The sequence below is a fragment of the Granulicella sp. L46 genome, from assembly GCF_009765785.1.
Lineage (GTDB): Bacteria > Acidobacteriota > Terriglobia > Terriglobales > Acidobacteriaceae > Granulicella.
In genome coordinates, this window is sequence record NZ_LMUT01000012.1 from 1529414 (window position 1) to 1549142 (window position 19729).

The following is a 19729-nucleotide window of genomic DNA, read 5'->3' on the forward strand; positions in this document are numbered from 1 at the left end:
GCTTAGCTGGCAGACGCCTGTGGCAATTCCCCACCATCTGGACCCCAGAACACCGCCCACGTAACAAAGTCATCGGAGAACTCAACAAATCGGTGCAGTGCATTCGCCGGCACAAACAGAACATCTCCTGCGACAAACGGAAACCGCTCCTCTTCGACCATCAGCACGCCATGGCCGCGATGCACGATACAGTTCGTCTTGTTTGTGCGATGTCTGGTAGTCCTTGCCAACGGGCGCAAATGCGATCAGCGACATCGAACCACGCGCCAACGCTTCCGCATCCCACACGCCTTGCGGCCACTTCGCAGTCGCCGGCAGAGGCAGCTTCGCAAGCATATCCTGCAACGAAATTCGCATACGCACAGAATACTCGCGGCACCAACCGACGCTTTAGGATGAGACCCCAGTTCCCTTTTGTGCGAGCTCTTTCTCCAGCGACTTGATGCGCTTCGCGTTGGCTTTCTTATCTTCAATCAACCCCGCCACGCGACCGGCCAAATCCCCCGCCCCCACACTCAGCAGCGCACCCAGCTCCCGCAACCGCGCGTAATCCCGACCCGCCGCCCGCACCGCACGCAGCCCGCAGCAGAACTCCACGCGCTGCCCCTGCTTCACCTTCTCCACCCGCCGCACCAGTAGCCCGCCAATCGCGCCTGTCGACTCCACATGCGTCCCACCGCAAGCGTTGAACTCCACGCCCTCCATCTCCACAATCCGCATCCGCCCGGCACGCTCAGGAAGCTTCCGCAACTCGCCGCGAGACAGCATCGCCTCAGCCTCTTCACGCTCCACCCACCGCGGCCGCATCGCCCGGTCCTCGTAGATCACGTGATTCGCCGCAGCCTCCACTCGCCGCAACTCCTCCTCGCTCACCTTCTCCACCGCCAGATCGATCGTCACCGAATCAGCACCCAGGTGAAACGAAACCGTCGCCGCTCCCAGCTCCCTTAGAAACATCGCCGACAGCAAATGCTGGCCCGTATGCTGCTGCGCGAGATCCATCCGCCGATCCGCATCCACGCGCCCAACAATCTCCGTGCCCTCTGGCAGTGGCTTGCGAACGTAATGCCAAACCTCGCCCGCCTCATCTTCTTCCACGCGCTCGACGACCACCTCCAGCACCGTGCCACTCTTCGCCGTCGCGACCAGCAGCCCCGTATCCCAGGGCTGGCCGCCGCCCGCCGGATAAAACGCCGTCCGATCGAGCGCCACCTGCCACAACTGTTCCTTCTGCCCGCTCTCGCCCGCCGCGTGCGAGTCCAGCCGAACGTCCGTTATCACCGCTCGAAACTCCAGCGCCGCGACATCACCCGCCGCTGCGTCATAGTACAGCCTGTCTGCAACCGATCCCATTACTCCACCTCTTCCGCCGTCTTCGACACGGCCTTTCGCAATGCCTCCACCTCGCGCCGGCTGCCAATCACCAGCGGTGTCCGGTCATGAATCCCGCGAGCCTGCACCTCTAGAATCCGCATCTCCCCGTCCACCGCGGCGCCTCCCGCCTGCTCCGCCACCATTGCCAGCGGATACGCCTCATACAGCAGCCGCAGTTTGCCGCGCGGCGCCTTCTTCGTCGGAGGATACAAAAACACGCCACCCTTCAGCAGCGTGCGATGAAAGTCCGCCACCAGGCTACCGATATACCGCGCCCCATACTCCTGCGCGCCCAACTCCCCGCGCACCAGGCTCTCCACATACTCCCGATAGACCTCCGGCCAGCCCGCCGCATTGGCCTGGTTGGCGGAGTAATACGGCCCCTGTTCGGGCATCGTCATCCCTTCGGCCGTCAGCACAAACCTGTCCTGCTCATCGAGCGTAAACGCCGCCACGCCCTGCCCAATCGTCATCACCATCACGGCCGACGGCCCATACAGCACATACCCGGCCGCCACCTGCTCGGTTCCCAACTTCAACACCGACGACACTACATCGCCCACCCTCCGCACGATGCTGAAGATCGTCCCCACATTCACATTCACGTCAATGTTCGACGACCCATCCAGCGGATCGAACACCACCACAAATTCCGCGTCCGAATACGGCACGCCATCGCCGCGCTCAAAGACCACCGGCCCTTCATCTTCTTCGCTCACAATCGCAGCGACACGCGGAACCCCGCGCAGCAACTCGGTCAGCAAATCATTCGCGAACACATCCAGTTTCTGCTGCTGCTCGCCCTGCACATTGACCGCGCCGACCGCCCCGTAGATATCTCCCAACCCAGCCCGCCGAATCTTTCGCTCAACCTGTCGTGCCGCCGCAGCGATCGCTCCAAACACCTCGGCCAGTCCCAGGCTCGCACGCGCTGCCACATACTCTTCCACGGTTACCAGATTGGTCCCGGGCTCCTCGGTAATCGTCGGTTGGTTGGTCATCTGCTGAGCCCCCGTCTCCCGCTACAAACTCCTCCTACAGCCTACAATCTCCTCATGCTCTCGCGCCGCAGATTCCTTGCCACCGCCGCCGCCACCGCGCCCGCCCTCGCCCTCAACCCGCCGCACCTGAACTCCCAAACCCCAACCGATACGCAGGTTCCGGCTCCCATCCTCGCCCTCAAAGACCGTTCTCACGAGGCCGTCCCCATCTCCGCCGCGGAGCGCCAGCGGCGCATCGACCGTGCCCGTGAGCTCCTCGCGCAGAACAAGCTCGCCGCCCTCACCGTCACCGGCGGCACCACGCTGCAGTACTTCCTCGGCGTGCCCGCCGGCCAGTCCGAGCGCCTCTTTGCATGGACCCTCCCCGCCACCGGCGACCCGTTCATCGTCTGCCCCACCTTCGAAGCTGGCCGCATGCACGAGGCTCTCAGCAGCTCCCCCAACGGCGCCACGACGCGCGTCTACACCTGGAACGAAGACGACGATCCCTACGCCCTTCTCGCCAGCTCCCTCAAGGCAGTGACGACCTCGTCTCTCCCGCTAGCTCTCGACGAACGCGTCCAATTCGTCTTCGCCGACCGCATCGCCCAGGCGGTCGCGCCGCGCGCCGTCACCTCTGGCATCCCCGTCGTCGCCGGCTGCCGCAGCATCAAATCCCCCGCCGAGCTAGCCCTCATGCAGCTCGCCAACGACATCACCCTTTCCGTCTACAAGGCCGTGTACGAGTCCTGCTCGCCCGGCATGACCAACCGCCAGTTCACCTCGCTCGTCGACGACGCCTACACCCGCTGTGGCGTCCGCGGCGAGGCCTCCTGCCAGGTCGCCGCCTTCTCCGCCCAGCCCCACGGCTCGCCCACCCCGCAAGTCATCCGCGAAAATCAAGTTGTCCTCATCGACGACGGCTGCTATGTCCAAGGCTATCAATCGGACGTGTCCCGGAGCTTCGTCTACGGCAAACCCACCGACCGCCAGAAGCGCGTCTTCGACATCGTGCATCAAGCCCAGGCCGCCGCGCTAGCTGCCGCTCGCCCCGGCGTCGAAATGCAAACCGTAGACGCCGCCGCCCGCGCAGTCATCACCAACGCCGGCTTCGGTCCTGACTACAAGCACTTCACCCACCGCGTCGGCCACGGCATCGGCATGGACATGCACGAGTGGTACTACCTCGTCCGCGGCAACACCCGACGCCTCGAAGCGAACATGTGCTTCTCCGACGAACCCGGCATCTATCTCCCCGACGATCCCGAACCCTTCGGCATCCGCCTCGAAGACGACATGCACATCACCGAAGACGGCGCCAAACTCTTCACCCCCCAAAGCCCCAGCCTCGAGCACCCCTTCGCGTCCAGCTAATGCGCGATTTCGATCGGCTCTTTGGATCCAGTCAGAGCTTTAATTCTCTTGTACAACGCCACAGCCACGACGAGGGAACCAACCACCACGCCAATCACTATCCCGTCGATGGTACTCGGCGCAACATCGTCAAGCTGGAATGCTTCATACACAATGACCAGCGTGACGAAGACAAGATGGAATTCCGCGGCTCCGATGAATAGCCAGGTATTTACCTTGGGGAAACTTCGCCTGCTTTCATAAATCAGAAAACCTGACACGAACGAAGGAAAAATAAGCAGAAATAGCAATTCAAGAAGATGAGGAATGGACCACTTCACGAAGATGTCAGCGATCCAAACCAGCGAAACAATCACGATCGAGTAGTAAACGACAAACGTTCCTACCGTGATAATCCGTCTGCGTCGACTATCTCTTGTCTTGCTTAGCTCCATACAAGTTCCATAGCGATCCTCTGTTCGCACGATCTACTTCGGCATCACCATCAACTCAATCCCGCTTGCCGCACCAGTCTCGTGAAACACCGTCTCGGTAGCCTTCTTAAAATCCTCGGGCTTGGCCTTCGCGATATCCATAAGCACCTGCGGATTGCGATCGGTCAGCGGGAACCACGAACTCTGCACCTGCACCATGATCCGGTGGCCCTTCAGGAACGTGTGGTTCACGTCCTGCATGCTGAAATCGACCTCCGTCTCCTTGCCCGGCACCAGCGCCTCCGGCTTCGCTAACGAGTTCCGGAACTTTGCGCGGAACGGCTCGCCGCGCACCAACATTTGGTACCCGCCCATCATTACCGGCGGAGCAGCCAGCACATGCTTGCCCTGGTTCTCCTCATCCGGATCAGGAAAGTTTTCCGGATAGACATCGATCAGCTTCACATCAAAATCCGAATCGGTTCCGGTCGACGCAATCTTCAACCGCGGCCGCACCGGTCCCACGACCGTCACATCCTCGGTCAGCGGCTCCGTCTCGTACACCAACACATCCGGCCGCGTCGTAGCGAACCGCTGATCATCATCCATGTAGCGCTGCGGAGGATCAGCCTCCGTCACATAGCCCACGTACGGCACCGGATGCGCCGGGTCACTCACATACTCGTCCTTACTCTCTTTCAGCGCGGGCGCAGTCCAAGCCAACCCACCCTGCGGCTGGAAGTAAATCATCTTCGTCTCCGCCTGCTTTGGAGGCCAGGCATCATACTTCTTCCACACATTGCTGCCAGTCTCAAACGTGTACGCCTTGGGCAGCGGAGTCCACGGCGCATCCTTCAAATAATGCGCGAAGAACGGCGCCTCGATCGTCTTCCGAAAAAAATCCGAAGTGTCCGACCCAAACTGGATGTCGCCCAGCGAAGCGCCCGCTCCCCGCGCCCATCCACCATGTACCCACGGCCCTTCCACGAGCGTATTCGCCGCAGCCTCGGGGCTCAGCTTGTCAATCGCGTGGAACAACTTCACCGGGCCGGCCAGATCTTCCGCGTCGAACCATCCACCCACCGTCATCACGGCAGCCTTCACGCCGAACATATGCTGCTCCATGTTGCGAGCCGCCCAGTAGCTGTCATACGTGTCATGGATCGTCTGATCGTGGTACAGCGGATTCGTATTCGCCGCCGCCGAATCCAGGTTCGCGAGCGTCCCCATCTTCAGGTAGTACGCATACGCATCCTTGGTAAAGAACTCAAAGTTGCTCTCCGGCTCAACCTTCAATGGATTCTTCTGCGGCCGATAAAACGCCGCATAAAACGAGTGGTTCGCCCCGACCATGAAGGTTCCACCGTGATACGCGTCATCGCCGTCAAACAGATTCATCATCGGCGCCTGCGGACTCGCCGCCTTGATCGCCGGATGCCCGTTAATGATGCTCGCCACCGTATAGAACCCCGGATAGCTGATGCCCTGTATCCCGACCTTGCCGTTATTGCCCTTCACATTCTTCAGCAGCCAGTCCACCGTGTCATACATATCGGTCGACTCATCAATCCCCTTGCCATCCCTGGGCGGAGTCATCTCCACCCAGCTCCCCTCGCTCTCCCAGCGGCCGCGTACATCCTGGCACACCAGGATGTACCCGCTCTCGAGCATGTCCATATTGGCCGTCACACGCGGCATCACCTCAGCGTTGTCGTAGCTCCCGCAGCTATAGGGCGTGCGCGTCATTAGAAACGGATACGGTCCCTTATCTGCAAACTGCCCCGCAATCGGCGTATAGACCTGCGTATAAAGCTTCACGCCATCGCGCATGGCAACCCGGTACTCATGCTTCTCATAGTGCGTCTTTGCGAACTCCAGCATCTGCTGCATTCGCTGCTGCATGGTGGCTGGAGTTGCCGGCGGAGTTGCTGGCGGCGCAGCCGGCGCCGTCGTCTGCGCGCCAACCGACGCAACCATTCCCAAGACCAATCCCCACCCAAACAACGCTCTCGCAACTACACACATGCACGATCTCTCCTGTTTTCAACTACGCTTCAAGCTTCCAAGGACTTTTCGGATTGTACTCGCTCTCCGCGCTGGCGACTCCTGTCATACCGTAAGTTCCACCGAGCAACAGACCACCACGCCTCAGCCACCTGCCCCAAATGATTGGCCTAAGCTCCCACGCCTTCCATTTCGCTCTCCTGACCCTTGCCCGCCAGCCGCATCACCAATCTCTCCAGCACCAGCTTCTTATCCGCCGGACTCGACCGCAGCTCCAGGTCCGCCTTCGCAATTAGCCGCAGCCCGCGCGTCAGCTCGCCACGGTCCCGATAGCGCCGCGCCTGCGCAATCAGCGCATCGGCCGCAAACGGCGCCACGCGAAAACCCGGCCACAAGACCTGCCACATCGCGCGCTGATCTTTCACTTGTTTTTCGTTCAGCACCAGCATCTGCCGATAGGTCTTCGCTAGCGAAAACACGTGCCCGATCGCCGCATCCTCACCACCCTCCGACGCGTTCAGCAACCCGGCCAGCAATCCCAGCGCTCGCGGCGCATCCTTCAAACTAATGGCATCTGTAAGCTCATACAGGCTCCGCTGCTTGGCAGCCGACACCATCGTCTCCACATCCCCCACCTCCACCGTAGCTTTCCCCACGCCGCCCGCATACAGCAGCAGCTTCTCGACCTCGCTCGCGACCAGCATCATCTCCGCGCCGCCCGCCGACCCTAGCGCATCCACCAACTCCCGCGCCGCATCCTCGCTGAACTCCACACCCTTGGCTTTCGCCTCGCGCACGACCCAGCGCATCGCGTCCTCTTCGCTCACCCGCTGTAGCTCCACCACGCCACATACATCGCCGAGCGTCTCGCGAATCTTCTCGGCGCGATCCTTGTCCGTCATGTCCATTCTGCGGATATCCTGCGGCAGAGCCAGGTAGTCCGCCACGAAGATCACCAGGGCCTGCGGATTCGGTCGCCGGAAATATTCGTCGATAGCCTTGAACTCTTCCTTCTTCTGCCCGCGTCCATAGAGCGTCTTGACGTTGCGCAGAAACAGCACCTGGAACGGAGCCATCAGCGACGGCGTTTGCGCCAAATCGAGCGCCTCGAAGATCGACGTCTGCCCCAGGTCCAGATCATGCAGACAGAAATCCTTCATCTCCTCCGGCACCAGCGCCCGCATCACTCCCTTGCGGCACATCTCCATCAGAAACGCATCATCTCCCAGCAGCACGTATCCGGCGCGGCGCGCATCGCCACTCACCTCTGTCAGAAACCGCTCGACTCCCGCGAAGCTCTTCAGGCCCGCGTGCGTAGCGCCCGCTTGAGAAATTTTAGCTTCGCTCATCCAAAGCTCACCAGCATGTCACTCACCAGCGCCGCCGCAAAATCTTTCGCCATCCTGCGAACAGCGTCTCCGTCCTCCTGCACAAACCCGCTCAAGTCCTCAGTCGACTGATACTGTTCCCTCCACGCAAACGCATCGTTTTTGTATAGAACAGCCCCATCATGCGCCACCAGCTGCACACTCGCCGTAATATTCACCAGGTAGCTCGACGTCTGCCCGCTGGTCGAGTCATACGTCAGCGGCACGACCGTCTCGCTCACAATCGTGCCCTTGAGCACCGCGTCGGTATGGTCCGCACCCGCGCCCGTCACCACCCTGTAATTCGTCCGCGTATTCAACTCACGCACCATCGCCTGCGTGAATGCCGTCTCCGTGTTGAATGCCTGCACCTTCGTTGCGAAGATCGGCACCCCCAGCGTCCGCACGTTCGCCGGAATATGCGACGCCGCACCTACCTGGTGGTATCCACACCCCGCCAGCAACACGACCAATCCCAAAGCGAGAACACGCATAGTTACGATGATAAATGGTTTAGAAAATCAATCGTTCCCGATCGAATTCACCGTCTTCTCGCCGACGTAATAAGAATCATGCGGCACCTCCAGCGTATCCGGATCTGCCGTCCACGGCATCGTCTTCCATTCCGTCGTCACCGGAGTCACCAGCGTCAAATGCTCGCGTTCGCCAATCTTGATCGGCATCGCAAATCCTGCCTCGTCCGCGCTCCACCGATACGCCACCGTCCCCTTCGCTCGATCAAATCTCAGCTCGAGCACCGGTAGCGCGGCGTGCCGCAGATACTCATTGAAGAACGGTGTCAGGTTCATCCCCGTCCGCTGATTCCACCACGCCACGACATCTTCCGTCATGATGTTCTGATACTTGAAGTGCTGATAGAAGTCGTGAATATCCGCAAACCACTTTGCATCGTCATCGATCACGCTGCGCAGCGTATTCAACATCAGCGCGCCCTTGAAATACTGATCCTCCGTAGGCTCCGCATTCGTCCCGCGCTCCGGAATGATCGCCTGCCGGTTTCGTATCTTCGGCTGTAGCCCATTCAGATACTTGATCGCATCCACCTTCCCCCAGCGGTATTCCACATACAGCTCTTCCAAATACGTCGTCCACCCTTCGTGAATCCACATGTCCGACCGATCCGCCGCCGTAATCGAATTCCCAAACCACTCATGCCCGCTCTCGTGAATGATGATGAAGTCGAACTTGGGCGAGATCCCCACGCCTGTCCAATCGTGCCCGTAGTACCCATTCTCAAAGTGGTTGCCATACGCCACCGCCGTCTGGTGTTCCATGCCGGCATACGGCACCTCGATCAGCTTGTACCCGTCCTTATCAAACGGATACTCGCCCAGATAATGCTCGTACGCATCGAGCATTCCCGGCACCTGCGCGAACTGCACCTTCGCCTTCTCGAGGTCCTCCGGCAGCGCATAGAAATCCAGCGTCGTCTGCTCGCCCGTCTCCTTATTCGCATGCGCGCCCGACCAGTGCTGGTACTCCCCAATGTTCAGCGCGACATCATAGTTGTTGATCGGATAATGCACACGCCACTTCCACTCCGTGTACCCATCGCCTAAATCCTTACTCGCCACGAACCGCCCGTTGGATACATCCATCAGCCCGTTCGGCACGGCAATATCCAACTCCATCCCATCCTGCGCCTCATCCTTCCACTGATCTTTATTCGGCCACCAGACGCTCGCGCCTTCACCCTCGCAAGCCGTGGTAATCCAGGGCTTGCCTTCCTTGTCCTTATCGAACGAGAAGCACCCAAACCTCCCCTGAGTAACCGGCTGCCCGTGGTACGCCACGGTAACTTCCGCGACTTCACCCACTTTCAGCTCGCGAGGAAATTCCACATACAGACTTCGCGAGTCCGCCGCAGCCCGCGTATACGCCACGGCCTTGCCCTCAAACGTAATCCCATCCAACGTCAACTCCGGCGTCAGCTCCAGCTGAATCTTTCGCCCATCCTTCAACATCCGGAACCGCACCACGTTCGTCCCCGCGATCGTCTTCGCCACCGGGTCCACGCGCAGTGTCAGGTGATAAAACAACAAATCATTATTCGCGCGATACGGCCCATAGCCACCGCGCAGCAGGTCCTCCTTGGTAGGCATCAAGCCCGACACCGGAGGCTGCGCGCCCTGCCCCACCTTCGCGCCCGGCGTAGTCGTTGCTGTCTGCGCCGACGCCATCCCCTTCGTCTGCGCCCCAGCCACACCCACCAGCAACCCCACGACGAACAACCACCCGCCCAAACGCATCTTCATCCGGTTAGCCTATCGCAACCCTGCACCCATCTGCGATACCATCCCCGCAGTGGCACCACCACACCGGAGTCGCCCGTGAACTTCACGCCCTCCTCCATCGCCGCACTCATCGTCGCCGCCAGCTTCGCCGCCGGGCTCAACGTCTACGCCACGGTCGCGACCCTCGGCATCCTCGCGCGTTTCGACTGGGTCACCCTCCCGCCCGGCCTGCACGCGCTCTCCAACCCCTGGATCATCGTCGTTTCCAGCGTCCTCTTCGCGGTTGAAGTCTTCGCCGACAAGATTCCCGCCTTCGATCTCGTCTGGAACGCCGCGCACACCTTCATCCGCGTTCCCGTCGCCGCGCTGCTCGCCTACCAGGCCGCCTCGCAGCTCTCGCCGGAGATGAAACTCCTCGCCGCCGTCGGCGGAGCCGCCATTGCGGCCATAGCCCACACCTCCAAGACCGCCGCCCGCGCCCTCGTCACCCCCAGTCCCGAGCCCATCTCCAACATCGCGCTCTCCGCCAGCGAAGACGTCGCTGCCATCTCCCTCACATGGTTCGCGACCCACCATCCGTACTTCGCTGCCGGAATCGCCACCGCTGCCATTGTGTTCCTGATTCTCAGCATGCGCTGGATCGCCACCCGCCTCAAACGCCTCTTCCGCCCTCCGCCTGCTCCGTCCTCCCCATCTGTTCGCTAGCCGACCGACAGACCCCTCCCGCGAATCCTGCATCCAAACGCCCAGAGCACGCCTTTGCCTTGGCCTCACGGCGCACGTCCCCTCTAGCGCACGCTGAAAACTCCACATTGAAACTCACGAGGTCAACCCATGTACCACCACATCAAGAAACTCATGTACACCGTCAACATCGGCACTCCCGACGTCAAATTTGGCAACCTTCTTCTCGAGCAATTCGGAGGCGCCAACGGCGAACTTGCTGCCGCCATGCAATACACGATCCAAGGCTGGAACTGCGTCGACGACCTCGCTCGCCGCGATCTTCTCCTCGACATCGGCACCGAAGAGCTCAGCCATCTCGAAGTCGTAGGCGCCCTGATTCGCATGCATCTCAAGGACCTCAAGACCAACCGCGAAGCTGCCGAAGCCGATCCCCTCGTCACGATCGCCGGCGGTGGCGGCGTCAGCCTGTACAACTCGGTGGGCGATGCCTGGACCGCCGACTACCTGAAAATTACCGGCGAGCTCGACGTCGACCTGCGCAGCAATATCGCCGCTGAAGCCCGCGCCAAGATCGTCTACGAACGCCTCATCGACCACACCGACGATCCTGGCACCATCGATACCCTGCAGTTCCTCATGACGCGCGAGATCACCCACCTCAAGGCCTTCACCGCCGCTCTCGAGAGCATGGAAAAGCCAGCCTTCTCCATCGGCTTCCTCAAGCCTACCCCCGGCATCGTGGATGAATACTTCAACGCCTCCACGGGCGACGGCGACGAGGGAGACGCGGACATGCGCGGTCCGTGGCAGACTTCCTTCGGCCTGCATCCAGTCGAGTCCCAGATGAATGAAGGCCCCGGCCTCTCCGTCGACGACATCGATGGCACGGAAGGTCAGGAAGATCGCGGACAGCAGGACGCGGGAAAGAAAGCATCCACCTCGCCCTTTGCAGAAGCCCTCAGCCAGACCCAACCGAGCACGAACAAGCCCGGGGCCAAAGGCAATCATGCTTCCGCAAACGGTCGCTCCAAAGTTGCGAACGGCAACGGACACAAATCGAAGAAGACAGCCAAGGCCTAACCATGGCGCTGGCTTCTTCCCAAATCAAAAGGGCGACTCCATAGCGGAGCCGCCCTTTAGGTTTCTATCCGTCGTTTACGCCGGTGTCGTATGCCCTTCGCCGAACCCAGGCTTGCGCCCGGCCTCCGGCTTCAGCACGTGCTGCTTATCATCACCGTCATCATCGCCAGCCGACGCCAGCGAAGACTTCACTGGTCCCAGCAGCTTGCCCTGGATAATCAACTCGATCTCCGCAGCATCCAGCGTCTCACGCTCCAGCAGCGCAGCCGCCATCGCATGCATTACTTCGCGGTTCTCATCCAGAATCTTGTACGCCGAGTTGTACGCCTCATCGACCAGCCGCCGCACAGCCTTATCAATCTGTTGCGCCGTGTCATCCGAGTAGTCTCTCGCCTGCCCAATGTCCCGGCCGAGGAACACTTCCTGCTCCTTCTTGCCGTAGGTCAGCGGTCCAAGCTCGCTCATGCCGTACTCGCAAACCATCTTCCGAGCCAGTTCCGTCGCGCGCACAATGTCGTTGCCCGCTCCGGTCGTCATGCGGTTCATGAAGATCTCTTCCGCGCAGCGCCCACCCATCAAGATGGCCAGCTGCGTGTTCAGATAATCCCGCGTCACCGTGTGCTTGTCCTCTTCGGGAAGGTGCATGGTCACACCCAGCGCCATACCGCGCGGGATGATCGTGACTTTATGCAAGGGATCAGAATGATCCCTCTTCGCCGCCACAAGAACGTGCCCGGCTTCGTGATAAGCGGTGTCGCGCTTGTCGTCCTCGCTCAGCAGCATGGACTTCCGTTCGGCGCCCATCAGCACCTTGTCCTTGGCCACTTCGAAGTCGAACATGTGCACAGCCTTGCGGTTGAACCGCGCCGCCGTCAGCGCCGCTTCGTTCACCATGTTGGCCAGATCAGCGCCGGTGAAGCCCGGTGTTCCGCGAGCCAGAACCGGCAGGTTCACATCCTCGGCCAGGGGCACCTTCTTCGAGTGCACCTTCAGAATCTCTTCGCGCCCACGAATGTCAGGACGATCCACAATCACGCGGCGATCGAAACGACCTGGACGCAGCAGCGCCGGATCCAGAACATCGGGCCGGTTGGTCGCGGCAATCAGGATCACGCCGTCGTTGGACTCGAATCCATCCATCTCGACCAGCAATTGATTCAACGTCTGCTCGCGCTCATCGTGTCCGCCGCCGAGGCCAGCACCGCGGTGCCGCCCAACAGCGTCAATCTCGTCAATGAAGATGATGCAAGGGGCATTCTTCTTGCCCTGCTCAAACAAATCGCGAACGCGGCTTGCGCCCACGCCGACGAACATCTCCACAAAGTCCGAACCGGAGATCGAGAAGAACGGAACGTTCGCTTCGCCCGCAACAGCGCGAGCCAGCAAAGTCTTGCCCGTTCCTGGAGGTCCGACCATCAGCACGCCCTTGGGAATGCGTCCGCCCAGGCGCTGGAACTTCTGCGCCTCGCGCAGAAACTCGATGATCTCGCGAAGCTCTTCCTTCGCTTCATTGACGCCCGCGACGTCCTTGAACGTAATCTTCTTCTGCTGCATCGAGAGCAGACGCGCGCGGTTCTTGCCAAAGCTCAGGGCCTTGTTGCCGCCACTCTGCATCTGCCGCATCATGAACATGAACAACGCCACCAGTACCAGGATCGGCGCGAAGCTCAGCAGCGCGTTCCAGTACATATTGCCCTGCTGGCTCTTGAACGTGACATCCACGCCGTGGGCCTTCAAATCGGCTTCCTCGTTGTGGTCCACATAGTTCGCCGGAATCGTGGTGTGGAAGGTCTCTTTACCGTCCTTGTACTTGCCCGTGACGTCAGCGCCGTCCACCAGCACATCCGAGATCTTGTTGTTGTCCGCGTCATCCTGGAACTGTGTCAGGCTCACTGCCTTGTCGTGGCCCGCAGCCATGTTGGTCGCGACGAAACGCCAGCCCACCAGCAGGCAGCCCAGCGTCAGCACCCAGATCAACAACTGTTTGACTGTTGAATTCAATCCGATTCCTCGTTTCGTCTTCTACTGCTCCGTCCGTGTATGGACGGCTACCACCCCAAACATTCGTCTGAACTTCCGACGATTCGCCCGTCCCTCGGAGCCACGCAACCACCCCGAAAGCTTCGCCTGATGCTTTAGACGCCAGCCGCAGAATTACGGTGCAGTGTTTTGCAGCCGTCTTCACTCCTGCGCCGGGTTTGTTCTAGATTCTACTCTGGCGACGCCCCGATCCGGCAGAAATATCGTCCACAGACCCTGATCTTTCCCCCTGACGGAATCATTAAGCCTGTCGCCACAGCCGGATCTCCCGCGCCGAGCGTTCCACCCGTAAACCTCCATGCAGCTCCAGCCGGCTCCCGATCTTTCCTGTCACCGCGCCGCCGACTCCCCCGAAACCCGCCAGCGCCAACACCTTGGCCGTCTCCTCGCCGCCGAGCACGTATCTCACTTCCGCATCCGCAAACACCATCCGCGCGACCGCCCGCACGAGCCTCCGCCGCAACGCCGCCGACATAGCGCGAAGCCGCTCAATCTCCAGCGCATATCCAACCTCACCCACCGCCGTGCTCACGGCCCGCCCCCCGCCGCGCACCGGCTTGCCCGGTAACAGTACCTGCGGCAACACCCGAGCCACCTCCGCCTGCCAGAATGCTTCTTCCTCCCGCGCGATTTCCGCAGTCCGTGCCAGCAACGCGTCTACTCCCGGATTGAACTCCCGCAGCATCGGCATCAACACATGCCGCACCCGGTTCCGCGTCAAGGACACATCCCGATTCGTCGCATCGTCTCTCCAGCCCTGGCTACGCTCCCGCAGAAACGCCTCAACCTCCACCCGCCGAACCCCCAGCAGAGGCCGCACAATCCTCCCCTTGGTGGTCGTTGCTTGTTTTTCGTCGTCATCCTGAGCGAAGCGAAGGACCCCTGTATTTGCCTTTGTGCCGCCACCGCACTGGATCTCCGGCGAAATCCCTCCCAACCCTTCCGTCCAGGCCCCCCGCAACATCTTCATCACCACCGTCTCGGCCTGGTCATCGAGCGTATGGGCCGTTGCCACTACATCGACCACCCCACTCGCCATCAACCCACGCAACGCCTCATACCGCAACTCCCGCGCAGCCTCCTCGACACCTTCCCCCTCCGCCGCCTGCCGAGCCGCCGTGTCCACCCGAAACACCGTTAGAGGAACTCCCAGCCGCTCGCAGAGCTCCCGCACAAACGCCTCATCTCCATCAGCATCCGCGCCGCGCAGCCCATGATGGACATGAGCCGCACGCAACACAACGCCGAGCGGGATCTTGTTCTGCGCACTTTCCGTATTCGCCTCCACCAACGCCAGCAGTAGCGCCACCGAATCCGCCCCGCCACTCACCGCCACGCACACCCGCTCTCCCGCCTTGAGCAGCCCACGATCCATTGCCAAACTCGCCTTCAACGCCATCGTTCCACTCTATCCTTTACGCTCTATCCACTACACTCTGCTTTACTGCATCCAAACGTTGGGCGAGCACGTCCTTCGCACAAGGAGATTTTTCAATGAGCACTTCGCATAACACCGTTACCCTCGAGGACGCGCGACGCATCATCGCCGCAGCTACCAAAAAGGCCGAAGAGATTAAGCAACCCATGAACATCGCAGTGGTCTGCGCCGGTGGACACCTGCTGGCGTTCGAGCGCATGCACGGCGCATGGATCGGCTCGGTCGACATCGCCCAGAAGAAGGCCTGGACCTCGCGAGCCTTCGACATCGAGACGGGAACGCTCGGCACGCTCTCGCAGTCCGGCGATCAGTTCTTCGGAATCCACGCATCGAACGACGGCAAAGTAATGATCTTCGCCGGCGGCGTGCCGATCAAGCAGGATGGCAAAGTCATCGGAGCCATCGGCGTAAGCGGCGGCCTCGGTGCGCAGGACCAGGCAGTAGCCGAGGCCGGCGCCGCAGCCCTCTAAACCTGTGGTGCGCAAACGAGCCTCGCCACCAGAGGCTCGTTTGCACACCACCTCCCAAACCGCTCACTTTCTCTATCCTCTATCCCCTATCCTCTACACTCGGTACCTATGCCCACCCTCCGCCGCGCCACGCCCGCCGACGCTCCCCTCATCACCGCTCAGCGCCACCAGATGTTCGCCGACAACGAACTCGCCACCGAGACCGCCTACAACACCATGGACCTCGCCTTCGAACCCTGGGTCCGCGAGCGCTTAGCCGATGGCCGCTACGTAGGTCTCTTCTTGGAGGGAGCCGCAGGCGCTGAAGAAGAAGAAACCCTCCTCGCCGCCTGCGGCATCTTCTTCGGCGACTTTCCCCCGCACTTCCTCGACCCCAACCCCATCCGAGCCTACCTCCTCAACTTCTACACAGCTCCCGAAGCCCGCGGCCGCGGCTTGGCCACCCAACTCCTCCAACACGCCGTCGACGAATGCAAGAAAGCCAACGTCCGCGTCATCACTCTCCACGCCTCAAAATTCGGCAAGCCCATCTACGAAAAATTCGGCTTCGCCCAAAACAACGAAATGATCCTCAAGCCGAGTTCTTAGTTGTTAGTTCTCCGTTGTCAGTAAAGACTTCCGCGCCGCGCATCAACATCGGCAAGCAACTGACAGCTGAGAACTAACAACTGAGAACCCCGAAGCGTTATACTTCGATTCCCATGTCTGTCTTCGTCATCATCCCCGCCGCCGGAATCGGCACTCGCATGGCCCACGCCAATGCGGGCGTTTCCAAACAGTTTATCGAGCTCAAAGGTCTTCCCATCCTGGTCCACTCCGTCCGTGCCTTCCTCGACGTACCCGCCGTCACTGCCATCTACGTAGCCGTCCGCGACACCGAGCAGGCCCGCGTCTCCGCCATGCTCGACGAGCATCACCTCTCCGCCAAGGTCCACGTCGTCACCGGCGGCGACAACCGCCAGGAGTCCGTCGCCAACGCCCTCGCCGCGCTCCCGAGCACCTCCGCCGCCGACATCGTCCTCGTCCACGATGCCGTCCGCCCGCTCATCGATCCCACCACCATCTCCCGCACCATCGCCGCCATCGAAAAGCACGGCGCAGCCATCGTCGCCACGCCCGCCATCGACACCATTAAGCAAGTCGAGCGCACCGCCGACGGCGCCCTCATCACGGCCACCATCCCCCGCGAGCTCATCGTCCACGCGCAAACCCCGCAAGGCGCAACGGTCCCCCTCCTCCGCCGAGCCTTCGCCGAAGCCGCAGCCGACGAGTTCACCGGCACCGACGAATCCAGCCTCCTCGAGCGCGCCAACATCCCCGTCTTCGTCGTCCAGGGCACCTCCCGCAACTTCAAAGTCACCCAGCCCGGCGACCTCGAAGTAGCCGAGTTCTACCTCGCCGGCTGACCTCTGGCCGCTTCCATAAGGTTCAGCATGCAATTTCAACTCGACCAGTCCATCGAGGTTCTAGCCAGCACTCCCTCCGTCCTCGACGCCCTGCTTCGCGGAAAATCATCGGCGTGGCTCAACTGCAGAAAATCTCCAGACGCCTTCAGTCCTATCGACGTCCTCGGCCACCTGATGCTCGCCGACGAAACCGACTGGCTTCCCCGCGTGCGCATGATCCTCGCAGGCCACACCCACACCCCGTTCGAGCCCTTCGACCGTTTCGACTTCCAGCGCCTCATCGCCGGCAAGTCCATCGATTCCCTCCTCAACGACTTCGCCACTCTACGAAGCCAAAGTCTTCAGACCCTCACATCGCTCCACATCACGGAAGAGCAACTCGACCTACCGGGCACTCATCCTGAATTCGGCCCGGTAACCCTGCGCAACCTGCTCGCCACATGGGTGGTTCACGACCTCGGCCATATCCAGCAGATCGTCAAGACCATGTCCAACGAATACCGCGAAGCCGTAGGCCCGTGGCGCGCCTATCTGAGCATCCTTCACTAGTCAGGCACCCCTCAGCCTGCCTCGCACCAAAACCCTTCCGCGTATCATCTAATCAACCGCCATGGCCACCGCCACCCAATCCATCGAGCTAACCGAAGACCAGCTAGCCCTTATCGCCCGCGCCCTAGCCGACCCGCGCCGCTACGAGATCCTCAAAACAATCAGCACAAAGCGCTCCTGCACTCCTTGTAGCAAAATGCGCGATTGCATCGACATCTCCCCCGCCACCCTCTCGCACCACATGAAAGAGCTCGAAACCGCCGGCCTGGTCCGCTCCGAAAAAGAAGGTAAGTTCGTCAACTACTTTCCCCAGACGCACATCCTGCGCGCCTACCTCGACCGCCTAAAGTCCGACCTCGCCTAACCCTTCTCCCTTCAACATTGTCATCTCGACCGGAGGCGCGCTTTTTGCGCCGTAGTGGAGAGATCCCTGCATTCTGCGACTTACATCGATCCGCAGCATTCCACAAAAATTCACAAGCATCCTGAATCTTCCTACATCCCTGGCACATCAATTCGATGGTTGTCGAAATGTTAAAACGTTATTTTCGACGGAAGAGGATTGAAATGAGCAAACTCAAAGGAAAAGTCGCCATCGTTACAGGAGCCTCCAAAGGCATTGGCGCAGGCATCGCCAAGCAACTCGCATCTGATGGCGCCTCCGTCATCGTTAATTACGCGTCCGACAAAACCGGCGCAGAGAAAACCGTTGCAGAAATCGTCAAGGCCGGCGGCAAGGCCACCGCGGTCGGAGCCAGCGTCTCCGAAGCCTCAGGCATCGAGTCCCTCTTCACCCAGGCAAAGAAGGCCTACGGCACCGTCGACATCCTCGTAAACAACGCGGGCGTCTACAAGTTCGCGCCGCTTGAAGCCGTCACGGCGGACGACATCGACTACATGTACAACACCAACGTAAAGGGACTTCTTCTCACCTCGAAGGCAGCAGCCGCGCAATTCTCCGCCACCGGTGGAAGCATCATCAACATCGGCTCCGTCGCCAGCGAGCAGACGCCGCCCGCCTCCTCGATCTACTCCTCCACCAAGGGCGCGGTCGACACCATCACCCGCGTTCTTGCGAAAGAGCTTGGCCCCAAAAAGATTCGCGTCAACTCCGTGAACCCCGGGCCCGTCGTCACCGAAGGCTTCAAATCCGCTGGTATCGAAGGTTCCGACTTCGAAAAGCAGATGGTCACTGGCACGCCCCTCGGTCGCATCGGCCAGCCAGAAGACATCGGCACGGTCGTCTCCTTCCTCGCCTCAGATGACGCGCAGTGGATCACCGGCTCGCTGCTCCAGGCAGCCGGCGGCCTCCGCTAAACCTCAGCACACCCGCAACCAATCTCAATACGCTTCAACAACATGCAGTTCCTAATTCGAAAGGACACACCATGAGCACCCTCACAGGAAAAGTCGCCGTCGTAACAGGAGCCTCCAAAGGCATCGGCGCAGCCATCGCGAAATCACTTGGAGCCGCTGGCGCCTCCGTCGTCGTCAACTACGCCTCCAGCAAAGCCGGTGCCGACACCGTCGTCGACGCGATCACCAAGGCCGGCGGCAAAGCCGTTGCCGTCAAAGGTGACGTCTCCAAGGCCGCCGACGCTCAAGCCATCATCGACGCCGCCATCAAGGCCTACGGCAAGCTCGACATCCTGGTCAACAACTCCGGCGTCTACGAGTTTGGCCCCCTCGAAGCCGTCACCCCCGAGCACTTCCACAAGCAGTTTGACGTCAACGTTCTCGGTCTCCTGCTCGTCACGCAAGCCGCCGTCAAGCACCTCCCCAAGGGCGGCAGCATCATCAACATTGGTTCGCTCGTCAGCCGCATCACGCCTCCGGGCAGCTCGGTCTACAGCGCTACCAAGGGTGCGGTCGACGTCATCACCGGAGTCCTTTCGCTCGAGCTCGGATCAAAGGGCATCCGCGTCAACGCCCTCAACCCCGGCCTCACCGTGACCGAAGGCACCGCCACCGCCGGCTTCGTCGGCCCCGAAGCCGACTTCGAAAAGGACGTCGTTTCCAAGACACCTCTCGGCCGCATCGGGCAAGCCCACGATATCGCCACCGCAGCTGTCTTCCTCGCCTCCGACGACGCCGGCTGGATCAACGGCCAGCTCATCAACGCCGCTGGCGGAGCCCGCTAACTTAACAAACTTAATTCGAGTCGACCTGCACTCCTCGCTCGTCTAACCACCAGATGCGTTCCCGGTTCATCGCGCGGCCTCACCGCTCGATGAACCGGGTTCCCACCAGGCCTCCTTTACCCTTTCACCGCATCGGCTCAGCGTACGAGCC

20 protein-coding genes are annotated in these 19729 nt (G+C 60.9%); 10 read left to right on the top strand and 10 right to left on the bottom strand.

From position 1 onward, the window contains the following. Positions 1–2: 2 nt before the first annotated feature. From GSQ80_RS23095 to fbp, 3 genes are all read right to left on the bottom strand, one after another. Positions 3–239 carry a cupin domain-containing protein gene (locus tag GSQ80_RS23095; RefSeq protein ID WP_371315724.1) on the bottom strand — a complete coding sequence of 79 codons (237 nt, stop codon included), beginning with the start codon at positions 237–239 and terminating at the stop codon, positions 3–5. 151 nt (positions 240–390) lie between these two features. Next, positions 391–1353 (bottom strand): alanyl-tRNA editing protein, encoded by a 963-nt coding sequence (locus GSQ80_RS15835; protein ID WP_158788523.1) that lies wholly within the window; start codon positions 1351–1353, stop codon positions 391–393. Then, the gene (gene fbp / locus GSQ80_RS15840; protein ID WP_158788524.1) at positions 1353–2375 is read right to left on the bottom strand and encodes a class 1 fructose-bisphosphatase; all 1023 of its coding nucleotides are present in this window, start codon (positions 2373–2375) and stop codon (positions 1353–1355) included. Before fbp ends, GSQ80_RS15835 begins: the two co-directional genes overlap by 1 nt. A 54-nt stretch (positions 2376–2429) precedes the next feature. Here fbp and GSQ80_RS15845 point away from each other — a divergent pair, with 54 nt between their 5' ends. Further along, positions 2430–3728: a Xaa-Pro peptidase family protein gene (locus GSQ80_RS15845; protein WP_158788525.1), complete on the top strand. Its 1299-nt coding sequence runs from the start codon at positions 2430–2432 to the stop codon at positions 3726–3728. Here the strand turns inward: GSQ80_RS15845 and GSQ80_RS15850 are convergent. The 5 genes from GSQ80_RS15850 to GSQ80_RS15870 all read right to left on the bottom strand — a co-directional run bounded on the left by GSQ80_RS15850 (position 3725) and on the right by GSQ80_RS15870 (position 9788). Beyond that, positions 3725–4162 carry a hypothetical protein gene (locus GSQ80_RS15850; protein WP_158788526.1) on the bottom strand — a complete coding sequence of 146 codons (438 nt, stop codon included), beginning with the start codon at positions 4160–4162 and terminating at the stop codon, positions 3725–3727. The two genes, GSQ80_RS15845 and GSQ80_RS15850, sit on opposite strands and share 4 nt — an antisense overlap. Before the next feature lie 33 nt (positions 4163–4195). Then, positions 4196–6166 (bottom strand): CocE/NonD family hydrolase, encoded by a 1971-nt coding sequence (locus tag GSQ80_RS15855; protein ID WP_158788527.1) that lies wholly within the window; start codon positions 6164–6166, stop codon positions 4196–4198. A 149-nt stretch (positions 6167–6315) separates the two neighbouring features. Continuing rightward, positions 6316–7494, bottom strand: coding sequence for a DNA polymerase III subunit delta (gene holA / locus GSQ80_RS15860; protein ID WP_158788528.1), 1179 nt, complete (start codon positions 7492–7494; stop codon positions 6316–6318). After that, a complete protein-coding gene (lptE, locus tag GSQ80_RS15865) occupies positions 7491–8006 on the bottom strand; it encodes an LptE family protein (protein WP_158788529.1) in 516 nt (171 codons plus the stop codon). Before lptE ends, holA begins: the two co-directional genes overlap by 4 nt. 27 nt (positions 8007–8033) lie before the next feature. Continuing rightward, positions 8034–9788 (bottom strand): M1 family metallopeptidase, encoded by a 1755-nt coding sequence (locus GSQ80_RS15870; RefSeq protein ID WP_158788530.1) that lies wholly within the window; start codon positions 9786–9788, stop codon positions 8034–8036. 75 nt (positions 9789–9863) lie between these two features. Here GSQ80_RS15870 and GSQ80_RS15875 point away from each other — a divergent pair, with 75 nt between their 5' ends. Continuing rightward, positions 9864–10472, top strand: a complete 609-nt coding sequence (locus GSQ80_RS15875; protein ID WP_158788531.1) for a DUF4126 domain-containing protein — start codon at positions 9864–9866, stop codon at positions 10470–10472. Between the two features lie 129 nt (positions 10473–10601). After that, complete coding sequence (locus tag GSQ80_RS15880; protein WP_158788532.1) at positions 10602–11534, top strand: manganese catalase family protein; 933 nt, start codon at positions 10602–10604, stop codon at positions 11532–11534. 75 nt (positions 11535–11609) lie between these two features. Here the strand turns inward: GSQ80_RS15880 and ftsH are convergent, their stop codons facing one another. After that, entirely contained in the window at positions 11610–13535 is a 1926-nt protein-coding gene (gene ftsH, locus GSQ80_RS15885; RefSeq protein ID WP_158788533.1) for an ATP-dependent zinc metalloprotease FtsH, read from the bottom strand. A gap of 280 nt (positions 13536–13815) precedes the next feature. After that, positions 13816–14973 carry a tRNA lysidine(34) synthetase TilS gene (gene tilS, locus GSQ80_RS15890; RefSeq protein ID WP_158788534.1) on the bottom strand — a complete coding sequence of 386 codons (1158 nt, stop codon included), beginning with the start codon at positions 14971–14973 and terminating at the stop codon, positions 13816–13818. A 95-nt stretch (positions 14974–15068) separates the two neighbouring features. On the opposite strand from tilS, the gene GSQ80_RS15895 reads away from it, so the two are divergent. The 7 genes from GSQ80_RS15895 to GSQ80_RS15925 all read left to right on the top strand — a co-directional run bounded on the left by GSQ80_RS15895 (position 15069) and on the right by GSQ80_RS15925 (position 19578). Next, a complete protein-coding gene (locus GSQ80_RS15895) occupies positions 15069–15482 on the top strand; it encodes a heme-binding protein (protein WP_158788535.1) in 414 nt (137 codons plus the stop codon). Between the two features lie 108 nt (positions 15483–15590). After that, a complete protein-coding gene (locus tag GSQ80_RS15900; RefSeq protein WP_158788536.1) occupies positions 15591–16070 on the top strand; it encodes a GNAT family N-acetyltransferase in 480 nt (159 codons plus the stop codon). Between the two features lie 113 nt (positions 16071–16183). Beyond that, a complete protein-coding gene (gene ispD / locus GSQ80_RS15905) occupies positions 16184–16888 on the top strand; it encodes a 2-C-methyl-D-erythritol 4-phosphate cytidylyltransferase (RefSeq protein ID WP_158788537.1) in 705 nt (234 codons plus the stop codon). Between the two features lie 27 nt (positions 16889–16915). Further along, the gene (locus GSQ80_RS15910) at positions 16916–17437 is read left to right on the top strand and encodes a DinB family protein (RefSeq protein ID WP_158788538.1); all 522 of its coding nucleotides are present in this window, start codon (positions 16916–16918) and stop codon (positions 17435–17437) included. Positions 17438–17498: 61 nt separating this feature from the next. After that, complete coding sequence (locus tag GSQ80_RS15915) at positions 17499–17801, top strand: helix-turn-helix transcriptional regulator (RefSeq protein WP_158788539.1); 303 nt, start codon at positions 17499–17501, stop codon at positions 17799–17801. 203 nt (positions 17802–18004) lie between these two features. After that, a complete protein-coding gene (locus GSQ80_RS15920; protein ID WP_158788540.1) occupies positions 18005–18754 on the top strand; it encodes an SDR family NAD(P)-dependent oxidoreductase in 750 nt (249 codons plus the stop codon). Between the two features lie 71 nt (positions 18755–18825). Continuing rightward, a complete protein-coding gene (locus GSQ80_RS15925; RefSeq protein WP_158788541.1) occupies positions 18826–19578 on the top strand; it encodes an SDR family NAD(P)-dependent oxidoreductase in 753 nt (250 codons plus the stop codon). Positions 19579–19729 lie beyond the last annotated feature (151 nt).